Origin of the sequence: Arthrobacter liuii, from assembly GCF_014639275.1 — a bacterium.
In the GTDB taxonomy this organism is placed as follows: Bacteria; Actinomycetota; Actinomycetes; order Actinomycetales; family Micrococcaceae; genus Arthrobacter; species Arthrobacter liuii.
The window spans coordinates 1-23,480 of record NZ_BMFW01000031.1 but is presented as its reverse complement, the minus strand read 5'-3'; the positions used below and the strand labels follow the sequence as shown (position 1 = coordinate 23,480).

Annotated in this window: 22 protein-coding genes and 1 pseudogene; 14 read left to right on the top strand and 9 right to left on the bottom strand. The window is 66.8% G+C overall.

From position 1 onward, the window contains the following. Positions 1-8: 8 nt before the first annotated feature. Both IEW19_RS19545 and ppsA read left to right on the top strand, forming a co-directional pair. The gene (locus IEW19_RS19545) at positions 9-827 is read left to right on the top strand and encodes a pyruvate, water dikinase regulatory protein (protein ID WP_188573245.1); all 819 of its coding nucleotides are present in this window, start codon (positions 9-11) and stop codon (positions 825-827) included. Positions 828-972: 145 nt separating this feature from the next. After that, positions 973-3,384 (top strand): phosphoenolpyruvate synthase, encoded by a 2,412-nt coding sequence (gene ppsA, locus IEW19_RS19540; protein ID WP_188573244.1) that lies wholly within the window; start codon positions 973-975, stop codon positions 3,382-3,384. A gap of 93 nt (positions 3,385-3,477) precedes the next feature. Here the strand turns inward: ppsA and IEW19_RS19535 are convergent, their stop codons facing one another. Then, positions 3,478-3,831, bottom strand: coding sequence for a nuclear transport factor 2 family protein (locus IEW19_RS19535; protein WP_188573243.1), 354 nt, complete (start codon positions 3,829-3,831; stop codon positions 3,478-3,480). A gap of 164 nt (positions 3,832-3,995) precedes the next feature. Here IEW19_RS19535 and IEW19_RS19530 point away from each other — a divergent pair, with 164 nt between their 5' ends. Next, the gene (locus IEW19_RS19530) at positions 3,996-4,889 is read left to right on the top strand and encodes a helix-turn-helix transcriptional regulator (RefSeq protein WP_188573242.1); all 894 of its coding nucleotides are present in this window, start codon (positions 3,996-3,998) and stop codon (positions 4,887-4,889) included. Positions 4,890-4,906: 17 nt separating this feature from the next. Next, the gene (locus IEW19_RS19525; RefSeq protein ID WP_188573241.1) at positions 4,907-5,836 is read left to right on the top strand and encodes a CPBP family intramembrane glutamic endopeptidase; all 930 of its coding nucleotides are present in this window, start codon (positions 4,907-4,909) and stop codon (positions 5,834-5,836) included. A gap of 49 nt (positions 5,837-5,885) precedes the next feature. Here IEW19_RS19525 and IEW19_RS19520 read toward each other — a convergent pair whose 3' ends face one another. Both IEW19_RS19520 and IEW19_RS19515 read right to left on the bottom strand, forming a co-directional pair. Continuing rightward, entirely contained in the window at positions 5,886-7,202 is a 1,317-nt protein-coding gene (locus IEW19_RS19520; protein WP_188573240.1) for an MFS transporter, read from the bottom strand. Positions 7,203-7,223: 21 nt separating this feature from the next. Next, a complete protein-coding gene (locus IEW19_RS19515; protein ID WP_188573239.1) occupies positions 7,224-8,243 on the bottom strand; it encodes an MBL fold metallo-hydrolase in 1,020 nt (339 codons plus the stop codon). Between the two features lie 125 nt (positions 8,244-8,368). On the opposite strand from IEW19_RS19515, the pseudogene IEW19_RS23995 reads away from it, so the two are divergent. Then, positions 8,369-8,527 (top strand): annotated as a pseudogene (locus tag IEW19_RS23995) (helix-turn-helix domain-containing protein); the annotation flags it as partial. Then, positions 8,519-9,256, top strand: a complete 738-nt coding sequence (locus tag IEW19_RS19510; RefSeq protein WP_268236310.1) for a LysR substrate-binding domain-containing protein — start codon at positions 8,519-8,521, stop codon at positions 9,254-9,256. The pseudogene IEW19_RS23995 and the gene IEW19_RS19510, both read left to right, overlap by 9 nt. A 19-nt stretch (positions 9,257-9,275) precedes the next feature. Here IEW19_RS19510 and IEW19_RS19505 read toward each other — a convergent pair whose 3' ends face one another. Both IEW19_RS19505 and IEW19_RS19500 read right to left on the bottom strand, forming a co-directional pair. Next, entirely contained in the window at positions 9,276-9,770 is a 495-nt protein-coding gene (locus IEW19_RS19505; RefSeq protein WP_188573237.1) for a DinB family protein, read from the bottom strand. Positions 9,771-9,812: 42 nt separating this feature from the next. Beyond that, positions 9,813-10,703 carry a potassium channel family protein gene (locus tag IEW19_RS19500; protein WP_188573236.1) on the bottom strand — a complete coding sequence of 297 codons (891 nt, stop codon included), beginning with the start codon at positions 10,701-10,703 and terminating at the stop codon, positions 9,813-9,815. 177 nt (positions 10,704-10,880) lie between these two features. On the opposite strand from IEW19_RS19500, the gene IEW19_RS19495 reads away from it, so the two are divergent. From IEW19_RS19495 to IEW19_RS19475, 4 genes are all read left to right on the top strand, one after another. Continuing rightward, the gene (locus IEW19_RS19495; RefSeq protein WP_188573235.1) at positions 10,881-11,333 is read left to right on the top strand and encodes a DUF1214 domain-containing protein; all 453 of its coding nucleotides are present in this window, start codon (positions 10,881-10,883) and stop codon (positions 11,331-11,333) included. Beyond that, complete coding sequence (locus IEW19_RS19490; protein ID WP_188573234.1) at positions 11,330-11,902, top strand: DUF1254 domain-containing protein; 573 nt, start codon at positions 11,330-11,332, stop codon at positions 11,900-11,902. The genes IEW19_RS19495 and IEW19_RS19490 overlap by 4 nt, the downstream gene beginning before the upstream one ends. A gap of 120 nt (positions 11,903-12,022) precedes the next feature. Next, complete coding sequence (locus tag IEW19_RS19485) at positions 12,023-13,768, top strand: SulP family inorganic anion transporter (protein WP_188573233.1); 1,746 nt, start codon at positions 12,023-12,025, stop codon at positions 13,766-13,768. Positions 13,769-14,005: 237 nt separating this feature from the next. After that, a complete protein-coding gene (locus tag IEW19_RS19475) occupies positions 14,006-15,334 on the top strand; it encodes a diacylglycerol/lipid kinase family protein (RefSeq protein WP_188573232.1) in 1,329 nt (442 codons plus the stop codon). An 81-nt stretch (positions 15,335-15,415) separates the two neighbouring features. Here the strand turns inward: IEW19_RS19475 and IEW19_RS19470 are convergent, their stop codons facing one another. The 3 genes from IEW19_RS19470 to IEW19_RS19460 are packed head-to-tail and all read right to left on the bottom strand — an operon-like array spanning position 15,416 to position 19,543. After that, on the bottom strand, positions 15,416-17,092 hold the full coding sequence (locus IEW19_RS19470; protein ID WP_188573231.1) for an FAD-binding dehydrogenase: 1,677 nt from the start codon (positions 17,090-17,092) through the stop codon (positions 15,416-15,418). A 52-nt stretch (positions 17,093-17,144) separates the two neighbouring features. Beyond that, positions 17,145-18,278 carry an alkaline phosphatase family protein gene (locus tag IEW19_RS19465; RefSeq protein WP_229748602.1) on the bottom strand — a complete coding sequence of 378 codons (1,134 nt, stop codon included), beginning with the start codon at positions 18,276-18,278 and terminating at the stop codon, positions 17,145-17,147. After that, the gene (locus IEW19_RS19460) at positions 18,275-19,543 is read right to left on the bottom strand and encodes an alkaline phosphatase family protein (protein ID WP_188573230.1); all 1,269 of its coding nucleotides are present in this window, start codon (positions 19,541-19,543) and stop codon (positions 18,275-18,277) included. The genes IEW19_RS19465 and IEW19_RS19460 overlap by 4 nt, the downstream gene beginning before the upstream one ends. 359 nt (positions 19,544-19,902) lie before the next feature. Between IEW19_RS19460 and IEW19_RS19455 the strand changes: the two genes are divergently transcribed. Further along, on the top strand, positions 19,903-21,294 hold the full coding sequence (locus IEW19_RS19455; protein WP_188573260.1) for an OFA family MFS transporter: 1,392 nt from the start codon (positions 19,903-19,905) through the stop codon (positions 21,292-21,294). A 1-nt stretch (position 21,295) separates the two neighbouring features. Beyond that, positions 21,296-21,442, top strand: a complete 147-nt coding sequence (locus tag IEW19_RS19450) for an MFS transporter small subunit (RefSeq protein ID WP_188573229.1) — start codon at positions 21,296-21,298, stop codon at positions 21,440-21,442. Between the two features lie 177 nt (positions 21,443-21,619). Here the strand turns inward: IEW19_RS19450 and IEW19_RS19445 are convergent, their stop codons facing one another. Beyond that, a complete protein-coding gene (locus IEW19_RS19445; protein WP_188573228.1) occupies positions 21,620-22,051 on the bottom strand; it encodes a DUF2177 family protein in 432 nt (143 codons plus the stop codon). A 267-nt stretch (positions 22,052-22,318) separates the two neighbouring features. Here IEW19_RS19445 and IEW19_RS19440 point away from each other — a divergent pair, with 267 nt between their 5' ends. Continuing rightward, entirely contained in the window at positions 22,319-23,188 is an 870-nt protein-coding gene (locus IEW19_RS19440; RefSeq protein ID WP_188573227.1) for a DUF1295 domain-containing protein, read from the top strand. 75 nt (positions 23,189-23,263) lie between these two features. Then, a partial coding sequence (locus IEW19_RS24310) for a twin-arginine translocation signal domain-containing protein (protein ID WP_373283628.1) occupies positions 23,264-23,480 on the top strand: 217 nt, incomplete at its 3' end.

Sequence of the window (23,480 nt, the reverse complement as noted above, 5' to 3'; positions counted from 1 at the left end):
GTCATGCCATGACCAATGATGATCTGCGGCCTGTCTATTTCCTGTCCGACAGCACCGGCATCACCGCCGAAACGCTGGGCAACACGTTGCTGACGCAGTTCCCGGTGGGCAATTACGACCGCGTGACCATTCCGTTCATCACCACCGCCGAACAGGCGCGCTCCGTGGTCCGCACCATCGACGGGCTCGCCGCCGCGGGGCCGCGGCCCATCGTCTTTTCCACCGCGGTCAGCAGTGAAATCCGGCAGATCCTGGCCGGGTGCAGCGGCATCATCGTTGACCTCATCGGCACCCACGTGGGCGTGCTGGAGCAGGCGCTGGGCACCTCTGCAAGCGGGGAGCCGGGGCGGGCGCACGGGCTGGGAAACGCCGCGCGCTACCAGTCGAGGATGGCGGCGGTGGAGTACGCCATGGAGCACGACGACGGCCAGAGCCTGCGTGCCCTGGAGAAGGCCCAGGTGATCCTTGTGGCGCCGTCGCGGTGCGGCAAGACGCCCACCACCATGTACCTTGCGCTGCAGCACGGGATCTTCGCCGCCAACTTTCCGCTGGTGGACGAGGACTTCCAGCAGGACGGGCTCCCCAAGCCGCTGCGGCCGTTCGTGTCGAAGTGTTTCGGCCTGTCGTCCAACCCGCTGCGGCTGAGCCAGATCCGGACCGAGCGGCGTCCCAGCTCCCCTTATGCGTCCCTGCGCCAGTGCGGCTTTGAGCTGCGCAGTGCCGAGCAACTGTATGTTTCGCACCGGATTCCGTACCTGAACTCGGCCACCGTCTCCGTGGAGGAAATGGCCGCCACCATCCTGCAGCGCATGAACCTCAAGCATTAACGAAAATTTTCACAAGCGCGGTGTGGCGCACATCATGTGGAAAGTGCGCGGCAGACCTGCCACTGTGGACTGGAATTTCTTCGCGCCGGCACCACCGTGAGCGGCGCAGGCACGCCTATGCCATCCCTGCAAAGGAGCAGTAAACATGACAACAGACGTTCTGTGGTTCTCTGAACTCGGACTCAAGGACCTGGACAAGGTGGGCGGCAAGAACGCCTCCCTGGGCGAGATGGTGCAGAACCTGACGTCCGCCGGCGTCCAGGTCCCTGACGGCTTCGCCACCACGGCCGATGCGTACCGCCGTTTCCTGGCCGATTCCGGCCTGGACCAGACGATCGCCGACAGGCTGGTTGGGCTGGATACGGATGACGTCACCGCCCTGGCCGCGGCCGGCCAGGAAATCCGGACCCTGGTGCGCGAGACGCCGTTCCTGCCGGACTTCGAGGCCCAGGTCCGCGAGGCCTACCAGGAACTGGTGGACAAGCACGCCGGCTCCCAGGACCTGTCCTGGGCTGTGCGTTCCAGCGCCACGGCCGAGGACCTTCCCGACGCCTCCTTCGCGGGGCAGCAGGAGACGTTCCTGAACGTCCGCGGAATCGACAACATCCTGCAGGCCATCAAGGACGTCTTCGCCTCGCTCTACAACGACCGCGCCATCGCCTACCGGGTGCACCACAAGTTCGAGCACGCCGAGGTGGCACTCTCGGCGGGGATCCAGCGCATGGTGCGTTCCGACGTCGGCGCTTCCGGCGTCATGTTCACCATGGACACCGAATCCGGCTTCCAGGACGCAGTGTTCGTCACCTCCTCCTACGGCTTGGGTGAGGCAGTGGTCCAGGGCGCCGTGAACCCGGACGAGTTCTACGTGTACAAGCCTGCCTTGGAGGCCGGACGTCCCGCGATCCTCAAGCGCGGCCTGGGCGAGAAGGCCCTGCAGATGACGTACACCAACAGCAGCGAGATCGGCCGCACCATCGATTTCGTGCCGGTGGAGGCATCGCTGCGGAGCCGCTTCAGCCTGACGGACGACGACGTGGAGCAGCTTGCGCGGCACGCCATCGCCATTGAGAAGCATTACGGCCGCCCCATGGACATTGAGTGGGGCAAGGACGGCATCGACGGCGGCCTGTACATCCTGCAGGCCCGCCCGGAAACCGTGCAGTCCCGCCGCGCCCCCGGCAGCCAGACCCGGTTCCGCCTGAACGAAACCGGCCCGGTGCTGGTGGAGGGCCGTGCAATCGGCCAGCGGATCGGGGCCGGCAGCGTCCGGATCCTCACCTCGATCGACCAGATGGCCTCGTTCCAGAGCGGTGACGTGCTGGTGGCAGACATGACCGACCCCGACTGGGAACCGATCATGAAGCGCGCCTCCGCCATCGTCACCAACCGCGGCGGACGCACCTGCCACGCCGCCATCATCGCCCGCGAACTGGGGATCCCCGCCGTCGTGGGCACCGGGAGCGCCACCGACGCCGTGTCCGACGGCCAAGAGGTGACCGTGTCCTGCGCCGACGGCGAGGCCGGTGCCATCTACGAAGGCCTGCTCGATTTCAGCGTGGAGGAAACCGGCATCACAGACCTGCCCGAGGCGCCGGTGAAGGTGATGATGAACGTGGGCACGCCGGAGCAGGCGTTCACGTTCGCCCAGCTGCCCAACCACGGCGTGGGCCTGGCCCGGCTGGAGTTCATCATCAACCGGCAGATCGGCATCCACCCCAAGGCGCTGCTGAACCTGGACATCCAGCCTGCCGACGTGGCCGCGGAAATCCGGGAGCGGATCGCCGCCTACAGCAGCCCGCGGGAGTACTACGTCAAGCGGCTGGCCGAGGGCGTGGCCACCATCGCGGCGGCGTTCGCGCCGGAGCCGGTGATCGTCCGCATGTCCGACTTCAAGTCCAACGAGTACGCCAACCTGATCGGCGGCCCGGCGTACGAGCCGCACGAAGAGAACCCGATGATCGGTTTCCGCGGCGCGTCCCGGTACCTGGAGCCGTCCTTCCGGGACTGTTTCGACCTGGAGTGTGAGGCCCTGTCCTTCGTCCGCAACGAGATGGGCCTGACCAACGTCAAGCTGATGATCCCGTTCGTGCGGACCCTAGACGAGGCGCGGGGCGTCATCGAGCTGCTCGCCGAGAACGGCCTGCGCCGTGGCGAGAACGGACTCGAGGTGATCATGATGTGCGAGCTGCCCTCCAACGCGCTGCTCGCCGATGAATTCCTGGAGTACTTCGACGGGTTCTCCATCGGCTCCAACGACATGACCCAGCTGACCCTTGGCCTGGACCGCGACTCGGCGATCGTGGCCAACAGCTTCGACGAGCGGGACGCTGCCGTGAAGAAGCTGCTCAGCATGGCCATCAAGGCCTGCCGGGCCCGCGAAAAGTACGTCGGCATCTGCGGCCAGGGCCCCAGCGACCACCCGGACTTCGCCGAGTGGCTGGTGAAGGAGGGCGTCAACTCCGTTTCCCTGAACCCGGACACCGTGGTGGACACCTGGCTCCGGCTCTCGGGTGCATCCGAAGACGCCCCCGCCGGCGCCACGCTGGGCGCAGCCTAACCACCTAATCCGATGGGTTCCAGGGGCGGTCCCGTCACGGCTGAAAGGCCGTAACGGGACCGCATGGTTCGTTTCCCCTGCTTGCGGCCCCCGTCAGTGGGTGGACAGTTCGCGGAGCAGCCCCAGCTGGCCCAGGAGTTCCATCTGGTCAAAGTAGGCGCTGTGCGCGGTGGGCAGGGCCAGTGGTCCGGTGTTGGTGCCGGCCATGAAGCCCTCCACGACGGCCACGTCTCCGGCTTCATGCTTCTCCGTTTGCTCGTACCTCACGTCCGGCATGGCCTCCCAGAAATGGAAGAAGTAGTCCGCGATGGCGTCGCGGCCCGTGATTCCGCCCTGGTCCGGGGTGCGGATCACGGCGTCAACGGCGTAGCAGCCTGCCAGCGCCTCCCTGTCCTTTGCGTCCATGGCCGTCATCAGCCGGTCCATGGCTTCGCGTGCCTGTCCCATTGCAGCCTCCCTTTGTTCCGTAGGTATGGACGTGCGGCGTCCATGAAGGAAAAGTACGACGCCGGAACGCACCGCCGCGATCCCCCCGCCGGGGGTTTCGGGGTGCTTGGGAAACCCCCAAATTGGGGGATTGCTGCCCTGCCTGCCGGGCGGATACTGGAGGTATGTGGGAGGAGCGCGGGGAGCGTGCCCGGCGGGACATCGCCGCCATGGCCGCCGGCGGGATGGGCCTGCCTGACCTTTACGCATCGGCGCTCGCCGTGGTGCAGCGTGAGGTGCCGTTCGCGCAGGGGTGCTCGGCCGGCGTCGACCCCGACTCCATGGTGATGACGTCCGTCACCAACTGGCAGCCGTGGCCTGTGGGCAAGCACCGGTTTGAGGAGTATTTCCTGCGCTTTGCCCAGTCCGAATACACGGGCCAGGAACCCAACACGTTCGCCGAGCTGCTGCGGCGTCCGCGTCCCATCGCCAGGATTTCGGATGCCCCGCACCGCGACGCGGTCCGCAGTGTCCGGATCAATGAGCTCCTCAGGCCGCTGGGCTTTGAGCACGAGCTGCGCGCCGCCTTCCGGGTGGACGGCGCGTGCTGGGGAGTGGGCAGCATCTTCCGGGAGGCCGGACCGGACTTCACGGACCGGGAGGTGGAATTCCTGGGCGCCGTGGCCGCAACCCTGGCTGCGGCCACCAGGGCCGCTGTCCGCGTGGCGCACCAAACAGGACCAGCCGCCGTCGGGCCCGTGATTGTCCTGGCCGGGCTGCACGGCGAACTGCAGGCGGCTACGCACGCCGCCGCCTCCTGGCTGGCCGAGGTGGAGGAAGCTGCACCCGGCCGGTTCAGCCAGACGCTCTACTCCGTGGTGGCGCAGGCACACTCTGCGGCGTTGGGGACGGCGCGGGAGCGGGACGTCTGCCTGGAGGTGCTGTCCGGCAATCCGACGGCGGAGATCGCACGGCACCTGTTCATCTCCCCGCATACGGTGCACGACCACCTGAAATCGGTTTTCGAGAAAGTCGGCGTCGGGAGCCGCGGCGAGCTGGTGGCCAGGCTCGTTGCCTGAAACGCGGGGAGGTTCCCATGCATGACCTGAAGGGATCGTTGCGCAAGCACCCGCTGCCCTGGTACTACGGCATGACTTTCCTATTATCCTGGGGTGCCATTGTGCTGGCCGTATGGGTGGTCACTGGCGGTTTGTCGCCCACGCCTGAGCAGTTCCAGCTGACCATCCCCGTGACGGTGCCGGCGATGCTGCTCGGTCCTGCTCTTGCCAGCCTGGTCCTGACGGGAATCGTTGCAGGACGGGCAGGGTACCGGGATCTTTGGGCGCGGCTGCTGGCCTGGCAGGTGGGCGGACGCTGGTACCTCTTTGCGCTGCTCGCCGCACCGCTGACGTTGGCCGTTCCCGTGCTGGTGCTGTGGCTGTCTTCCCTGGATTACGCGCCGCGGATTGCCACGGAGCCTGACAGGGCCGGGACACTCGTCACGGCAGTCGTGCTGGGGCTGGGGGTCGGGCTTCTTGAGGAGATCGGCTGGACCGGGTTCGCCGTTCCGAGGGCCAGGCAGCACCACAGCGTTCTCTGGACTGGGCTGCTGGTGGGCGTGCTGTGGGGCGCCTGGCATTTTTTCGTGAACTACTGGGGCGGCGGCGGGACAAACGGCGGAGTGCCTCTGGGGATCTTCATGTCGCTGTGGCTGGTTTCTGTGCTGGTCGGCCAGCTCACGGCATATCGGGTGCTCATGGTCTGGGTATACGACCATACGGGGAGCGTGCTTGTGGCGGCGCTGATGCACGCGAGCCTGGCAGCCTTTCAGTTCATCCTCAACCCGCTGACACCTGGAGTTCCCCAGCAGGTCTACCCGTGGGGCCAGGCTGCCGCGATGTGGCTGCTGGTTGGCGCCGTGGCACTGACAAGCCGGGAAGAGATGACCGGTCCGCGGCGTTTCCTGCCGATCCACGTCCGGTCCCGGCACCGGCCGCCACGCAGGTCACCGCGAAGGCGGAGGTAGCCTCGGTGCAGCCACACCGAGGTGTCTTCATGACTTACCCGCCCGGCCGTTACTGGGCTGCGCGGCGTGTTCCCTCCGGCGTTGCGCGTACTGCGGCCGCCGCCGCGCCCAGGACAGCGATCCAGAAGACGCCGATAAGCCAGATGCTTCCGCCGCCGGCGAGGCTCAGGCCGGTGACGATCAGGGGTGTGAACCCGGCTCCAAGCATTGAGGCGCCCTGGTAGGCGAGCGAGGCCCCGGTGTAGCGGTTGCGGGTGGGGAACTGCTCGGCGACGTAGGCGGCGATGGGCCCGTACAAAAAGCCCTGTACGAGTCCGTTCCCGAGCACTATTGCAAGGCCGAAGCCCCAGAGCGTTCCGTTGGTGATCAGGATGAGGATCGGGTAGGTGAGGACAATGCCAAGAAGGGAGGCTCCGATGAGAACCCGGTTGCGGCCAATCCGATCGCTCAGGCGTGCTGAGTAAAAACAGATGATGAGGGTCAGGACCGCCGCACCCGCCTTGACGTTCAGTACACCGTTCTTGTCGGCACCATTCTCCACCGCGACGGATACACCCCACACGGTGGTCATCGCCTGGCACACATAGAACGCCGTCGCGGCAGTGAGGCCAAGGAGTACGGCGCGGGAGTTGTTGCGCAGGACGTCCAGCAACGGCACCCTTCGTTGCTCGCCTGCTGACTGAAGCCGCTGGAACGCAGGAGTTTCGGACACCTTGAGCCGTATGACGAGGCCGACGATGATCAGCAGGGCGCTCAGCAGGAACGGGATCCGCCAGCCCCAGACCAGGAAGTCCTCGCCGGACAGGGCTGCGAACAGTGAGAGCGCCAGCGTGCCGAGGATCGCACCGGCCGGGCCGCCGGCATTGGCGAAGGCTGCTGCGAATCCGCGGCGCTCCGCCGGGGCGTGCTCGATCGCCATGAGGGCAGCGCCGCCCCATTCGCCTCCCACGGCGACCCCTTGGATGAGGCGCAGGAGCACCAGGGCCACCGGGCCCGCGATGCCGGCCTGCGCCGTTGTGGGGAGGAGCCCGATCGCAACGGTGCCGAAGCCCATGATCAGCATCGAAACCACAAGCATCTTCTTACGTCCGAGCAGGTCGCCGAAGTGACCGAACACGACGCCGCCGAGAGGCCGCGCAAGGTAACCGACCGCGAGCGTGGCAAACGAGGCAAAGAGCGCAAACCCGGGGCCAAGGTCCGCAAAGAACACCTTGTCGAACACCAGCGACGCTGCCGTGGCGTAAAGCATGAAGTCGTAGTACTCGATCGCGCTGCCGATGAAGGACGAGCCGAGGATGCGGCGCATGTCCCTTGTATTGAGGGAAACAGGCTGGTGGTCCGTCGTGAGCGGGGTTGTGGAGGTCATGTTTTAGTCCTGACGTGGTTCTCAGCGCTGGCCGAAAGGGATGATGTCGAGGTCGTTTGGCAAAACGAAGTGGCCGGAAAAGTGTTCGGCCGCTTCCAGCCAGACTTGTGCGGGGGCGTGGCCCGGGACCAGATGGTGCAGGGCGAGCTGCCGGGCGCCGGCTGCTTCGGCAGCCTTGGCGGCGTCACGGACGCTGGTGTGCGATTTGTAGTGATGGTCGCGGGCGGCACGTGAAGCGCCGTCCGTCTTGTCGCCGTACAGCTGTTCGACCCAATCGAAGTCGATTGCCTCATGCAGCAGAAGATCGGTGTCCCGGGCAAGGGTGACCAGGTTTTGCGTGAAGCACGTGTCCCCGGAAATGGTCACGGAGCCCTCCGCGGTGTCGAAGCGGAACGCGAACGCCGGGGCCACCGGGGGATGCTCCACCAGGATCGCGGTGACAGTGACGAGTTCATCGCGGTAGACCTCAAAGGGGTCCATTGGCGGGGTCGGGTTGCTGTTGGGGTGGTATCCGGTGCCGTCGGGGACCCTGATGTCTTCCGCCTGGAAGACTTCAAGGGGGCTGGGCTTCAGGCTGTCGAGGATCCGGTCGTTGAGGTCTGTTGCGTGCGCTGCCATCAGGGTTTCGAACATCTGGCGGGTTCCCGGGGTGGGGCTGTTGGGGGCTAGAGGTGCGGGGGCGACGGCGGCGCGCGGCGACACCGGAGGCAGAGCGCCGCGGTCTCCGGGGCCGAGGATCCGGACGGGATCGTTGGTCCGGTGCTGGAGCGCATATAGGCCGAAGATGCCGATGCCGGCGAGGTCGTACACGTGGTCGGAGTGGAGGTGCGTAATGAACAGCGCCCGGAGGTCCTTCAGGTCCAGGGCCGCCTGGCCGAGACGCCGGCCCGCTCCCTGGCCGCAGTCAACGAGGTAGAACGCGTCGCCGACGACGACAGCCGTTGCGATACCGGTCCGTTCGCCTGAGTCGGCGGCAGCCCACCAGCGTGGACCGCCGGCTGTGCCGAGAGTGATGACGTAGGGGGAGGAAGTGTGCGCCATGGGAATCTCCTTTGGTTCGGGGCTGGTTTCAAGTGTGGTTTGGCGCACACTATTTGTATAATCAATCAATTTGAGCAGTATGATCAGGAAAACTTGAGCCAGCCGAATTCACCCTCCGCCAACTCCAGTACTTCGTTGCTGTCCTCGATGCAGGCTCGGTGACCGACGCAGCGAGGAACAGCAACATCTCCCAGGCCGCAGCGTCCATGGCGATCGCCCAGCTCGAGCGGGCCCTCGGCGTCGAACTCTTCGTGCGGACCCGGTCCAAGCGGGTAGTGCCTACCGCTGCGGGCGAAGCGCTGGGTGCCCGGGCGCGCCGCATCCTGGGAGAGGCCGCCGAAATTCCGGATGCTGTCCGTTCGGGCTGGGAGGAACTCCGCGGACGGGTGTCGATCGGTTGCATGGTGGCCATCAGCCCGCGTTTGATGCCGCGGCTCCTGGCCGAAGTAGGCAGGCGCTGGCCGGAAATCGAAGTGAACTTCACCGAAGGTGCCGCGGAGGAACTGCAGCAGGCTGCCGCCGGTGGTTCCCTGGACGCGGCATTCATCTACTCGCTCCAGGCTGTTCCCGGTGTGGACCTGATTCCCGTTGCAGAATCGCGCATGCACTTTCTCCTGCATGCCAAGCATCCGCTCGCGAACCGGAAGTCGCTGCACTTCGCCGACCTCGCTGACGAGGACGCGGTCCTGTTCAACGTTCCACCCAGCGCTGAGCGCGTCCTGGCGATGTTCCAGTCCGCCGGCGTCGAGCCGCGCGTCAGGTGGCGGAGCGTGGTGTCGGAAACCATCCGCGGGATCGTGGCAAGCGGCCAGGCCTACAGCGTCAACAATGTCTGGCCCGGAATGGAACATCAATATCCGGAGTCCGGCGTCTGCCTGGTGCCGGTGGCCGACGACGTTCCGCCGAACGGTGTGGTCGCGGCTGTCCCGCCGGGTGGGCACCGGCCCCGCCGGGTCGACGTCGTGATCGAGGTGGCGAAGGAAATTGCAGGTGCCGTGGCAACTGTGCCCTGAACCAACTGGCCTCCAGGCGCTACTCCGCCAGGATCTGCTCCCGGAGGATGTCCGCGTGGCCGCAGTGCTGCGCCAGTTCCCGGAGCATATGCAGGTAGACCCAGCGCAGCGGCACCGGTCCACGCCGGTTTCCGGTGACTACGTCATCCAGGCCCAGAGGGGCGGCCGCCGCCCGGGATGCTGCGCAGGCTTCCAGGTGCGACGCCACGATGGACCCGATGGTGTCGCCGTCGTTAAGAATGAATGACTCGTCAGGCGTGGCAGGGATGCCAATCTCACTGCGCGGGCGGCCCGTGACGGCTTCATCGAACCAGACCTTCTCCACGAAGGTTGCGTGCTTCACCAGGCCCAGCAGGGTGGTGCGGGAAGGGACCAGCCGACGGCGGGCCTGCTCCTCGGTCAGCCCGTCCAGGCAGCTGTTGAGGGCCGCCCGGTGCTCATCCAGGAAAAACTCGAACTGGACGCGCTCAGGTTCGTTGATGACGTCGTCCATGGAGTGGGAGTGGGAAGCCATACGCAGACCCTAGCAAGCTGGGCACGGCAGAACACCTGCACGTCACCGGCGCGGTTCCGGAGGCCGGCGGTGCCTGTGGTGGAGCTCGTAGTGGTCAAAGACGTCGGAGGACGTGTCTCCCACATGGCCGAACTTTCCGCGCAGCACGTCGGCAAGGTCGTCCAGCGCCGCGTAGAGCATCCGGCCGGCAAACCGCAGTTCGGCGTTCTCGCTGACCTGGGCCGCCGAGGCCAGTTGGTGGGCGTAGGCGATGGTGGCGGGAAGCGATCCCCGCTGCTCCACCTCATGGAAGTAGTAGGTTTCGTGGAAGGACAGAAGGTCGATGCTGACGGACGCCACGTTTTCAGCCATCGACTCCAGCAGTCCCGCCGCGTGCCGCGCCTCCAGCGAGGCGATGCCGGAGGGCCCCGCAGCCTCGCGGAACAGGTTGAGCTGGTGGGCAAGGGCCCGGCGCCGGCTGAGCGCTGGGTAGGTCTGCAGGATCCACGAGACCGTGGCGGTCAGCAGGCCAAAGCCGGCGACGGCCTGGAAGGCCATCACCAGCCGAAGCAAGGGGTTGTTAGCAACGATCTCGCCGAATCCCGCCGTTGAAAGGGCCACCAGCGAGATATATAGAGCTTCCGCGAAGTCTGCCTGCCGGGGGACATCGGCCGAGTACGAGAACCCGTCCGGCAGATGGGGGAGGTACAGCAGCGCCCAGCCCACGGCGGCCAGGGCGGCCCAGGCGGCGATGACCGCAGCCATCGCCAGCGGGGCTGCGATGGAGGAAGCCCCGCCCCTGAGTTTTTTGGACAGCAGCCAGAACCCGCGCATGATGGTCCGGCCCACCGGACCGGAGCCGTGGGGGAACAGCAATGTGTGGAAGACGTCGGCGACCATCAGCAGAATCAGCGCGGCGCCAACCGCCGTCACGAGCACGTCCTCGAAGTCCATGCCTCATCCTAAGTGCGCAGGTTCGCCCTCCCGGAGGGGCGGGGCAGGCAAAGTACGACGGCGGCACCGGGCCTGGGTGCGCGGGTTCACTGGCTAGGCTGGCGCCATGGACTTTCCGGAGTTGGAGCGCCCGCCCGAATTCCGGCTGGTCCGGCCTGCACAAGGAGGAGCCGGCACATGAGCAAAACATATGCGTATTTCACGGCGCTGATCGGTACCATCTGTGTGGCTTTCATCTTCTCCATGATCTTCTTTCCGCCCGCGAGGACTGTGCGCAGTGACCTGCTGCAGGGCTTCCTGATCGGCTTCGGCATGGCTTTTGTCACCGCTCAGAACTACGCCAGGATCAAGGCCGCCAGGGTCAACGGCTGGATCACGATGTTCGGGTTGGGCGACCCGGGCAACGGCATGATGATGCGGGCCGCGTGCGCCCAACTGTTCCCCAACCCGGATGGCTCCGTAGACGTCTACCTCCAGAACACGGTTCCGGCAGGCCGTGATTCAAACTGGCTGCCCGCCCCCTCCGGCAGGTTCATCCTCTGGCTGCGCGTGTATGAGCCGGGCCCGGCAATCCTGGACCGTACCTACCAGGTACCGCCGGTCATCAAAGCGGGAGGGCAGGGCGCATGAGGCTCGAGCACCTGCTCATCTTCGGCTCGGTCATGGTGGTGACTTGGTTCGCGGCCATCCGCTTCTGGCCGCGCATGCTCCTGTCCGTGTTCAAAAGGGCGGTCCTCGTCAAGGGGTTCGGCGGTGGCCCCATCCCGGTCAACACGCTGTACACGCAGCCGGAGGCTTCCTTCGCGGACCCCCTGCACGCGGCCACGGGCGGCTCCAGATTGGCGTCGGCGGGAGTGAACCGTGACACCCTCATGACCCTGGGCTGGCTCGACCTCTCGAAGGGGCCGCTGGTCCTGCACGTCCCGGACATGGCTGGCCGCTACTACAGCGTGCAGTTCACCAATCCGTCCAGCAACACCAATTTCGCCTATGTGGGCAAGCGCACCACCGGCACCGAGGCCGGGGACTATTTCATCACCGGGCCCCGGTGGACAGGGCAAGTGCCCAACGGGATGAAACAGATCGCCTCGCCGAACCGTTCGGTGCTCGTTGTCGGCCGGGTGCTTGTCTCCAGCGACAGCGACCTCAAGGCCGCCTACGGCCTCTCCACGCAGATGAGGTTGGCGCCGCAGCAGTGACTTTGGGGAGGGGAAGCGTACGACGGCGTCGCCCGGCTAAAGTGCGGCCGTCAGGGTTCTGCCCGTGGCTCACCCTTGACGGGGGATGCGCCGGCCGGCGCCGGACGGCAGAGTGCCCCTATGACCAACGCTCGACGGCGGCGCATGGGTCCGTTGCGCAGGGTGATGCCCGGGCTCGACGTGCCCAGCACGTACCAGAGGGCCTGGTTCGGCAATGACGTCGTCGCCGGAGTCGTGCTGGCAACGCTCCTGGTGCCCCAAGGCATGGCCTATGCCGAACTGGCCGGCCTGCCGACGATCACGGGGCTGTACACCACCATCCTCTGCCTGTTCGCCTATGCGGTTTTTGGGCCGTCCCGGATTCTGGTGCTGGGACCGGACTCAGCGCTCGGGCCGATGATCGCCGCGACCGTCCTGCCGCTGGTCGCCTCCGGCGGCGACCCGCAAAAGGCGGTGGCGCTCGCATCTCTGCTTGCGCTCATGGTCGGCCTCTTCATGGTCCTGGCGTCCGTGGCCAAGCTGGGCTTCATCGCCGACCTCATTTCCAAACCCACAATGCTCGGCTACATGAACGGCCTGGCGATCACCATCCTGGTGGGCCAGCTTCCGAAACTCTTCGGCTTCAAAGTGAGCAGCGGGAGCTTCATCGGTGACCTGGTCGCCTTCATCGGGGGTGTTGCCGGCGGCGAAACTGTGGTTGCCGCCGCCGCCGTCGGCCTGGCCGGGATCCTGTTGATACTGGCGCTGGAACGGTGGCTGCCGAAGGTTCCTGCCGTACTCGTCATGGTGGTCCTCGCGATCGTGGCGGCGACGATCTTTGATCTGGCCGCCCGGGGTGTCTCGCTGGTGGGGGAACTCCCGCGGGGCTTCCCGCCCTTCACCATCCCCAAGGTGGAGATCACCGACATCCCGCTGATGTTTGTCGGGGCGCTTGGAATCGCATTGGTGTCCCTGACGGACACGATCTCGAATTCGGCGTCGTTCGCGGCACGGTCCGGACAGGAGGTCAGCAGCAACCAGGAGATGATCGGGATCGGTGCCGCAAACCTGGCTGCGGGCTTCTTCCAGGGCTTTCCGGTGAGTACGAGCGGCTCCCGGACCGCTGTTGCGGAACGTTCGGGATCCAAGAGCCAGCTCACGGGCGTGACGGGTGCCGTGCTGGTCCTCCTCATGCTCGTTCTGCTGCCTGGGCTGTTCCGTAACCTGCCCCAGCCGGCCCTGGCCGCCGTCGTGATCACCGCGTCGTTGTCCCTCGCCGACATTCCGGCCACCGTGCACCTCTGGCGCCAGAGCAAATCCGAGGTCAGCCTGTCGCTCGCGGCGTTCCTCGGCGTTGCATTCCTCGGCGTGCTGCCCGGCATCGGCATTGCCGTGGGGCTCTCCATCCTCAATATTTTCCGCCGCGCGTGGTGGCCCTACGAGACGGTGATCGGGCGGGTTCCGGGCGAGGAGGGGTTCCACGATGTGAACTTCCACCCGGACGCGAAGCACCTGCCCGGCCTGGTGATTTACCGCTGGGACGCCCCGGTCTTCTTCGCCAACGTCAAGCCGTTCCGGGACAATATCCGCCAGCTGGCCCGGGCCGAACCCAAACCGCGATGGATCCTGCTCGCGGCCGAACCTATCACGGACGTCGACACCACCGCCGCGGACGTGTTGATCGATCTGGACCGGGAGTTGAACGCGCAGGGCACTTCCCTGGTGTTTGCCGAACTCAAGCACCGGGTCCGGGCGAAGATCGAACTCTACGGGCTCAAGCAGGAGATCGACCCGCACCATTTCTACCCGACCATCGACGCGGCCGTCGAGGCATACGTGGCCCAGACCGGCGCGCAATGGAGTGCCGGGGAAGTGGCGGGTGACTGACGGCCTGACCGAACCCGGTGCGGAGGGCCGCACGGCGGGGAGGTGCCGCCGTTGATTGACGGCAGCCGGGAACGGGGCTTAGGACCCTCGGCAGCGGGCAGCTTTCTGAATAGGGTGGCCCCATGCAGAAGATATCGGTCGATGCCCTTGCCCGGCAGCAGATTGCGGCTGCGGTAGCAGCGTCGAGTGGACGTGTGGCGGATACCGCTTCGGCCGGATGACCGCAAGGAGCAAGACATGACTGCCATCCCTCTCGAAGAGGTCCCGCAGGACCGGCGGTGGTGGGCGCGGGCGACCTTCGCCGCCGTCGTCTGTGCGGCGCTCGTCCCCCTGGCCGCTGCCGGTTTGGCCGGCACCGTTGCGCTGCTCCTGGCGGGTTTCGGCGGCATGGTGGTGGCCGTCGCAGGGTTCTACTGGTTCCTCGTCAGCCGGGGTTTTCTGCGCTGGTGTGCGCTGGCGCTGGCGGCAATCGCCCCGCTGGTGGTGCTGTTCCTGTTCGTGCGCGCGGGACTGCTGTTGGAGGTCATCATCACCCTGGCACTGCTGCTTGTTGCCGTGCTCTGTGCCCGCGTCGCCCTGCGGGAGCCCCGGGAGGCCTCGGCGACGACCGAATACCCCGCACCCACGTGGAAACATGCCTTCCTGGTGATGAATCCGCGGTCCGGGGGCGGCAAGGTGGTGAAGTTCGGCCTCCAGCGGAAGGCCGAGGACCTCGGTGCCGAGGTGGCGCTTCTGGAAGGCCCGGGCCCGGTGGACGTCGATGCGCTGGCCCGGCAGGCAGTGGAGCGCGGCGCCGACCTGCTGGGCGTGGCCGGCGGTGACGGAACCCAGGCCCTGGTGGCCGGCATCGCGGCCGAGCACAACCTTCCGTTCCTGGTGATCAGCGCCGGGACCCGCAATCATTTCGCCCTGGATCTCGGCCTGGACCGGGAGGATCCCACCGGCTGCCTTGATGCCTTGCGCGATGGCGTGGAGCTCCATGTGGACCTAGGCAAGATCAATGGCCGGACCTTCGTCAACAACTCCTCGTTCGGGGTCTACGCCGAGGTGGTGCAGAGCCCGGAGTACCGCGCTGACAAGGCGGGCACCGTGCTGGAGATGCTCCCGGACCTGATCAAGGGCGACAAGGGCGCGCGGCTGCACGCGCAGGTGGACGGCGTTACGGTGGACGGGCCGCAGGCGGTGCTGGTGAGCAATGGTCCCTACGGCAGCCACGACCTCGCGGGCCTGGGCCGCCGCACCCGGTTGGACCGGGGCGTGCTCGGCGCGGTGGCGCTCTCCGCCGCCACCACCAGCGAAGCCGTCGGCCTGCTGCGCCGCGCGAGTAAGCGCGGTCTGGTCCAGCGAACTGCGGCGGAGGTGGTGGTCGACGCCGACGTGCCCCAGATCCCCGTCGGAGTGGACGGCGAGGCCCTGCTGATGAGCACGCCGGTGCGGTGCAGCATCGACCCCGGCGCGCTGCGGGTGCTGGTTCCGCGGAACCGGCCGGGCGTTCCGCCGGCCCAGCCGGCGCTGGACCTGGTGCGGCTCCGTGAGCTGGCGTTGGGGCACCGGGCCGCAGCGTGACCGCCGGAGGCCGTGATCCGCCAAAACCTGCTGGGGCGGAACCGGCCGCTGGCGCTCGGCGCGGTGAACGATGGCGCTCGGCTACAGCGCGCTGGCGAGAGTTCTGCCCACGGTCCTGCCGGTGAAGATACAGCCGCCCAGGAAGGTGCCTTCCAAGGCGTTGTAGCCGTGGGCGCCGCCGCCGCCGAACCCGGCAGCTTCCCCTGCGGCAAAAAGGCCGGGGATGGGGGAACCGTCGTGTCCGAGGGCCCGGCCGGTGAGGTCGGTCTGGATGCCGCCGAGGGTTTTGCGCGTGACCATGTGCAGCCGCACGGCGATCAGGGGCCCGGCGCCAGGGTCAAGGATCCGGTGCGGCTTGACCGTGCGGAAGAGCCTGTCGCCCAGATAGCGGCGGCTGTTGCGGATGCCCGATACCTGGGCGTCCTTGGAGTAGGGGTTCCGGATTTCGGCGTCGCGCTCCTCGATCTGCCGCCGCAGCTGCCCGTAATCCAGCAGCGGCTCTGAGGTCAGTCCGTTCATCCCGCGGACCAGGTCCGCCAGGTTCTCCGCGACTACAAAATCAACGCCGTGCTCCTTGAATGCCTCGATGGGGGCGGCGGCGCCGCCGCCCAGCCGGGTGCGGAGCAGCAGCTTGAGGTCGCGGTTGGTGATGTCCGGGTTCTGCTCCGACCCGGAGAGGGCGAATTCCTTTTCGATGATGCGCTGGTTGAGGATGAACCAGGAATGGTCGTACTGCTGCAGCTCCGGCGAGGCCCGGAGGAGTCCCAGGGTGCCCAGGGTGTCGTAGCCGGGCAGGCCGGGGGAGGGGAGCCGCCGGCCCAGGGCGTCGAACCACAGGGATGACGGCCCGGGCAGGATCCGGATGGCGTGGTCCGGCCAGATGGGGTTCCAGTTCTGGATCCCCTCGGTGTAGTGCCACATCCGGTCGCGGTTCACCAAGCGCACCCCGGCGGCATCGGCGATGTCCAGCATCCGCCCGTCCACGTGCTGCGGGACCCCGGTGACCATCTTCCGCGGCGGCGTGCCAAGCCGCGAAGGCCACCAGCGCCGCACCTGCTCGTGATTGCCGCCAATCCCGCCGGACGCGATCACCACGGCCTGCGCCCGCAGTTCGAACCCGCCAGCAACGTCCCGGGTGGAGGACACCCCGCGCGGGGAACCATCGGGAGCCAGCACGGCGCCCCGCACCCCGGTGACGGTGCCGCCGTCGTACGTTAATCCGTCCACCCGGTGCCGGAAGAAAAACCTGACGCTGCCCGCCGAAGCGGCCGCCCGCGCACGCTCCGCGAACGGTTCCGAGACCCCGGTGCCCGTTCCCCACGGGACGTGGAAGCGGGGCACCGAGTTGCCGTGGCCGCCGGCCCTGCCGTCGCCGCGCTCGGCCCAGCCCACCAGCGGCGTGAACCTGATGCCCTGCTCCCGCAGCCACGCGCGCTTCTCACCGGCGGCAAACTCCACGTACGCCCGGCCCCACTGCTGCGCCCACTCGTCCTCTGGATGGGTGCCGCAAAGCCGGTCCCACTGCGCCGAACCTTGCCAGTCCTGCCACGCCAGCTCCACGGAATCCTTCACACCGAGCCTGCGCTGCATGGGGGTGTCCACCAGGAAGAGCCCGCCCAGGGACCAGAATGCCTGTCCGCCCAGGTTCGCCTCGTTCTCCTGCTCCACGATGGCCACCCGCCTGCCTGCGCGGACCAGCTCGTTGCTGGCCACCAGCCCGGCAAGTCCGGCGCCGATGATGATGACGTCCGCGTCCATGCGGTCCCCTTCCGGCTGTTGTTGCCCGTCCGGAATCGGGCCGTGCCTCTGGTCAGACCCTCGCGTTGTACACGTCGAGTCCAAACCGGTTCAGTCCGGGCGTCCCAGCGTAACCCAGGTACGGCAGGCCGAACGTGTCCTCGATGCTGGCCAGCAGGCTGTAGTGGTTGTAGGGCGTGGTGGACCAGGTGCCGCCCTTGGTGAAGGGGGACAGGACCAATGCGCCCACCCTGCCGCCACCCATACCGGTGATGCCCGGCAGGGGAGAATTCGGCCCAGGACCCTCGCCGCAGCAGGCGCTGGCGTCGGACTGGGGCCCGTCTGACTCGTCGAAAGTGATCACCAGGACCCCGTCCTGTTTGAACGCGGGGGAGGACGTGATGGCCGGAACCCATTGCTTGAGCCATTCGTCGGCGCTCTTCAGGCCGCCGGGCTGCCCGTCGACGCAGGGGGAATCGTGTCCGTCGTGGCAGAGGTTGGGGGTGATCATGGACAGGTTAGGCGTGGTGGCAGCCGAGGCGAGGTCTGTCTTTAAGGCGGACAGGTCGACGTCGTTCTTGGCGCAATCCGGCGAGCCGGTGATCCCTGCGAAGTAGACGAACGGGTTGTGGCGGGCAGCGTACTGGTCGCCCACCTTGGCTTTCTGGGTGTCATCCACGGCGCCCAGCGCAGGATGCCGGCATGGTGTCCCCATGTCCTCCATGTAGCCCTTCCAGGTCTTCCCGGCATCCTTCAGTTGGCCGGCGACAGTAGGAACGCTGGCGGGGAAGACGCAGCCGTCTCCAACGGCCTGGCCCGGGCTGGCCGTGCCGGTGCCCACGAACGGGGTGTAGCTTTGGCAGTCGGCCTGCATCTGCGCATTGGGCCCCTGCCCTGAAATCTGCGCCACGTAGTTGGGCTGGGAGTTGTGGGCCGTGCCAAAGTACTGGTTCAGGAGCGCCCCTTGGCTGCGCAGGGTCTGCGAGAGATACGGAGCGGCCGACGCCGGGCCCCAGGTTTCGTCGTAGCCCTTGTTTTCGAGGTTGATGACGAAGACGTGGTTGGCTCCGGGCAGGTAGCCCTGGCTTGGTGAGGCGGTGGTTGGGGTCGTGGCGTCAGCCGGGGTGGAGGACATAGCCGCCCCTCCGATGGCCGCGGCAGCCAGCACTGACATGGCCGCAGCGGCGGCCCGAAGTTTCAGTTTCACGGGAGCTTCCATCCGTCGGCGAGTGCTTTCTCTTTCAGTCCGGACCATTCCTCGGCCGGGGGCGGGCCTACCGGTGTGCAGGGCGGCCCTGCAACGAACGGCGGGACCAGATAGGTGGGAGCGCTAAGATTGGCCGGCGTGCCGAAGTCCAGGACCTCGGCGATGTTGCGGGCCGCCCCGTCCCGGGGCGTCAGCGGTGCCAGGTTCCAGCGCCATTCGATTGCCTTCAGGACCGAGGTGTGGTCGTAGACGTCGTGGGCCACGTACCGGCGGCGCGCGCGGGGCGAGACCACCAGGGACGGCACCCGGAAACCGCGCAGGGCCGTTTCGGGGCTGGTGTCCGGCGCGGTTCCCGGCGCCACGTGGTCGTAGAAGCCGCCCCATTCGTCGTAGTTGACCACCAGCAGGGTGTTGGCCCAGCCAGGCCCGGACTTCACTGCGTTGTAGACCTCGGCCAGGAAGGTCTCGCCCGAGCGGATGTCCGCGTGCGGATGGTCGTCCCCGGAGGTTCCCGAGCCTTCGTCGGTAAAGCGCGGGTCCACGAAGGAGACCGCCGGCAGCGCGCCCGCTGAGCAGTCCGCGAGGAACTCGGCGTAGGGGCGGGAGATGGGCTGGTACTTGGTGCCCCACAGCGCGGTGAACGGGATATCGCCGTAGTAGTACTTGCCGGACACACCCGCTGCGGCCAGCCGGTCCCAGATGGTGGGCAGCGTGCAGGTTGTGGAGGAGTTGTGGATCCGGTCAGTGGCGGCGGCGTGCTGGTAGAACCTGTTGGGATACGTCTCGGCCATGGTCGCGGCAAAGTACCGGTCGCAGACGGTCCAGTCCGGGCCTGCCTGCCGCCAGAAGTCCAGGTCCGCCCCGTTGTAATACCCGATGGCGAACTCGTCGTTCTCCCCCGCCCGCAGCCAGCCGTCGTTCTTGCCGTTGTTGTACTCGATCCGGCCGCCCTCGTACGAGTGGTCCGGGTCCGGGTGGCCGCAGCCCTGGAAGTCCGCCAGATGGTAGGTGGAATGGGGGATGCCGTACCTGTCCGTGTAGCTGAGCCCGGACTGTTTTCCGTCGGCGCCCGGCATCCAGCCGAGGAAGTGGTCGAAGGAGCGGTTTTCCATCATCACCACGATGATGTGCTCGATGCCCGAGTCACCGGGGGCCGGCAGCGCAGGCGGCGCGGCCTCGGCTGCCCGGAAGGCGCTGCCGGCGGCCAGGGTGGTGACGGCAGCCGTTCCTGCGGCTCCCAGGAGGTGGCGTCTTGAAAGATTCACGTCTGCTTCCTTGTCGGTAGGGAGGACGGCGGCGCGGGCACCCCCCACCCGGGGCCGGCCGCCGGACCGTAAGTTACTGGTCGGTAAGCTTTTGCGCTCACCAGTAGATCACGGTGAGGTTACGGTTCCGGCAGGAATCCTGATCCGTTCACGCACTGTTCACCTGAGGTTCCCGTGGGCGCCCGGCCCGGCGAATGGAACCGCTTGCCGTAAATTCCCTACCGCCCGGCGCGCCAGCAGTACGTTTGCTGATGATCTGCACGATGATTGCCGGAGACATGGGCAATGGACCCAAGATGGGGCCTTTCGCCTCTGGACTGCTGGACACTGTCGTCTTCAACCAAGCAAGGAACATCACCATGGGCTTCCTGGACCGTGAACGAACCATCGCCCCGCCGGGCTTCAACCGCTGGCTGGTCCCGCCCGCCGCGCTCGCCGTCCATCTCTGCATCGGGCAGGCCTACGCCACCAGCGTGTACAAGACCGCTCTGGTCAAGCACTTCGGGGCCAGCCTGACCGAGATCGGCGTGATCTTCTCCATCGCCATCGTGATGCTGGGTCTTTCCGCCGCCATCATGGGCACGTGGGTGGACCGGAACGGCCCCCGCAAGGCGATGTTCACCTCCGCCATGTTCTGGGTGGGCGGCTTCCTGATCGGCTCGCTGGGCATCTTCTCCCATCAGCTCTGGCTCGTGTACCTGGGCTACGGCGTGGTGGGCGGCATCGGCCTGGGCATCGGCTACATCTCGCCAGTGTCCACGCTGATCAAGTGGTTCCCGGACCGTCCCGGCCTGGCCACTGGCATGGCGATCATGGGCTTTGGCGGCGGTGCGCTGATTGCCAGCCCGGTGTCCCAGGCCCTGCTCAAGGCGTACGACCCCAACTCCGGCGCGCAGGGCTGGGTGGCCAGCGGCGATGCGGTGGGGAAGCTCTTCCTGACCCTCGCCGTCGTCTATCTCGCCTACATGCTCTTCGGCGCGTTCACCATCAAGGTGCCCGCGGACGGCTGGCGGCCGGCCGGGTTCGACCCCGCCAAGGTCAAGGCAGCCAAGCTGGTCACCACGGAGAACGTCTCCGCCAAGAACTCCATCAAGACCCGTCAGTTCTGGCTGGTGTGGGTGGCGCTGTTCTGCAACGTGACAGCGGGCATCGGCATCCTGGAACAGGCGGCGCCCATGATCCAGGACTTCTTCCGGCAGTCCGACGGCAAGTCCCTGGTGACTGCCGGCGTCGCTGCCGGCTTTGTGGGGCTGCTGTCCATCGGCAACATGGCCGGCCGGTTCGCCTGGTCCGCCACCTCCGACGTCACCGGGCGCAAACGGATCTACATGATGTACCTGGGCGTGGGCGCGGTTCTCTACACAGTGCTGGCGCTGGCGGGATCCACCGCCACGGCCCTGTACGTGGTACTCGCGTTCCTGATCATCTCGTTCTACGGCGGCGGATTCTCCACGGCGCCTGCCTACCTGCGGGACCTTTTCGGGACGTACCAGGTGGGTGCCATCCACGGGCGGCTGCTCACGGCGTGGTCCGCCGCGGGTGTGGCTGGCCCGTTGATTGTCAACACCATCCTGGACGCGCAGGGCAAGCCCGGCCAGCTCAACGGCGCGTCCTACCAGCCCGCGCTGCTGACCATGGTGGCGCTGCTGGTCATCGGGTTCGTGGCCAACCTGCTGGTCAAGCCCGTCGACGCACGATTCCACGAACCCCGGCCGGACCGCGGCCGCACCGAACCAGCCATGGAGGCCTGAAATGAGCAGCACTGCACACACCCCCGGCGCGCACCAGCCCGTCAAGCGGTCCACCGGCCGGCTGGTACTGGGCTGGATATTGGTGGGGATCCCGCTGGCCTACGGGGTCTTTCAAACGCTGACCCAGGTGGCGGCGCTGTTCGGGTAACCGCCGGGCCGGCCCTTGCGCCACGCTGGACGCCCTGCCAGACTGGCGCCCCGCGTCACGCCCGGCGCGCTTTGACGGGAACGGACGACGGCGGCCCACGGGTTTCCGGGGCTTCCTCGCCGCGGACATGACTAAAGCGTGCCTGGCGTGACGGCGGGCCAGTCCGGCAAGCAGGCTTCAGGCCGTTGCAGGTTTCGCGAGTCGGCCCCGCAGGACAGTCGCGGTCATCCAGGTGACCAGGCTGCAGGCCGCGGCTCCCCACAGGATGTCCGTCACGGCCACCAGCGCTGTGAAGTCCTTCAGCACGGCGAGTCCGGTCAGCGCCCAGGTGGCGTAGGTAAAGAATCCGAACAGCGCAGCGCCGGTGATCCGCTGCCGGACCGTGGCACCCGGATGGTTGGGCCGGACGCCGTAGTGCACCATCCCGGCCACGAAAACGACGTAGAACAGGACCGCGCCTGGCAGGTTGGCCTTGGGCGCCAGCAGCCCGCCGATCTGGCTCTGGTACAGCGGGTTGGCCACCAGCATGATCCACACCATGTCCAGCGCTGCGAAAATCAGGGCGCTGACTACATAGGCCGTCAGCCATTTCTTGGTGCGCGGGCTCATCCTTGCTCCTTGCGTCGGGGTAAAACCGTTACCAGAGCAGTTCGGTGCCAGTGGTGCGGCCGGACTGCCTAACCGGTTGTGTCTCCTGGGCAGCAGTGTAAAAACTGTGCCGACGCCACCCATACGACATTGTCCCTGCTTCGAAGAATAAGTGGACAAGGCCAGCGCGGATGGGCTGTTGTTGGGTTACAGCCGCGCCCGGAGGGGCCCGCGGCGGGACCATGCCGTGCAGCAGCGCGCGGCGGGCCAGGGGAAAGGAATCTGTTCGTGAACGAAAAGAGCCGCAAGGCCCTCATCAGTACTGTCATCGCCGTGGTGGTAGGGGTGCTCATCGCCCTCGCCGGAAGCCAGGGCGGGTCCAGGATCGGCGGGTTCCCGGTGTTCGCGCTGGGGGTCGCCATCGCGTTCGTGATCCAGTGGCTGGTGTTCATCCCGTCCTACAGGGCACAGACGGAGAAGTTCTACGACCTCACCGGCGCCCTGACGTACATCTCCATCACGGTGTTCCTGGTGCTGGCCTCACCGGGAGTGGATGCCCGCGGCATGCTGCTGGCAGCCATGGTGGTGCTCTGGGCAGCGCGGCTGGGCAGCTTCCTGTTCCTGCGGATCAGCAAGCACGGCAAGGACGACCGCTTCGACGAGCTCAAGCCGGACTTCTTCCGCTTCCTGAACACGTGGACCATCCAGGGCCTGTGGGTGGTGCTCACCGCCGCGCTCGCGTGCATGGCCATCACCTCGGACAGGAAGGTGGGCCTGGACGCATTCTTCTGGGCCGGCCTGCTGGTGTGGCTCGCGGGCATCACCATCGAGACAGCCGCAGACGTGCAGAAGAACCGGTTCAAGGACGACCCCGCCAACAAGGGCCGCTTCATCAACACCGGGCTGTGGTCAAAGTCCCGCCACCCCAACTATTTCGGCGAGATCACCCTCTGGGTGGGCGTGGCCATCATCGCCCTGCCCGTGCTGCAGGGCTGGCAGTGGGCGGCGCTGGTCTCCCCGGTGTTTGTGGCCCTCCTGCTGATCAAGGGCAGCGGCGTGCCGCCGCTGGAGAAGAAGGCCGACAAGAAGTGGGGCGGGCAGGCGGACTACGAGGAGTACAAGAAGAACACGCCGGTGCTGGTTCCAAAGCTCAAGTAGCGGCTTCTTAGTGGGGGAGTGCGACGGCAGCACCAGGACTGGGTGTCCAGCAGGACGGACGACGGCGGCACGTGGATGGGGTGCCTTGGCAGGGGAACGGAGGGTGGACGGGAGGTTCCATTATGTTCAGTTGGGGTACACGGAGCCGTAACCATGCGCTGGCATAGTTCCCGGCGGGGGACATTAAAAAGTCAACGCATTAGGAGCGCCCTCATGGCAGGTCTCAATCGCCGTCGTTTTCTTCAACTTTCCGCCGCCGGTGCGGCCGGAACCGCTATTTCCCAGATGATGG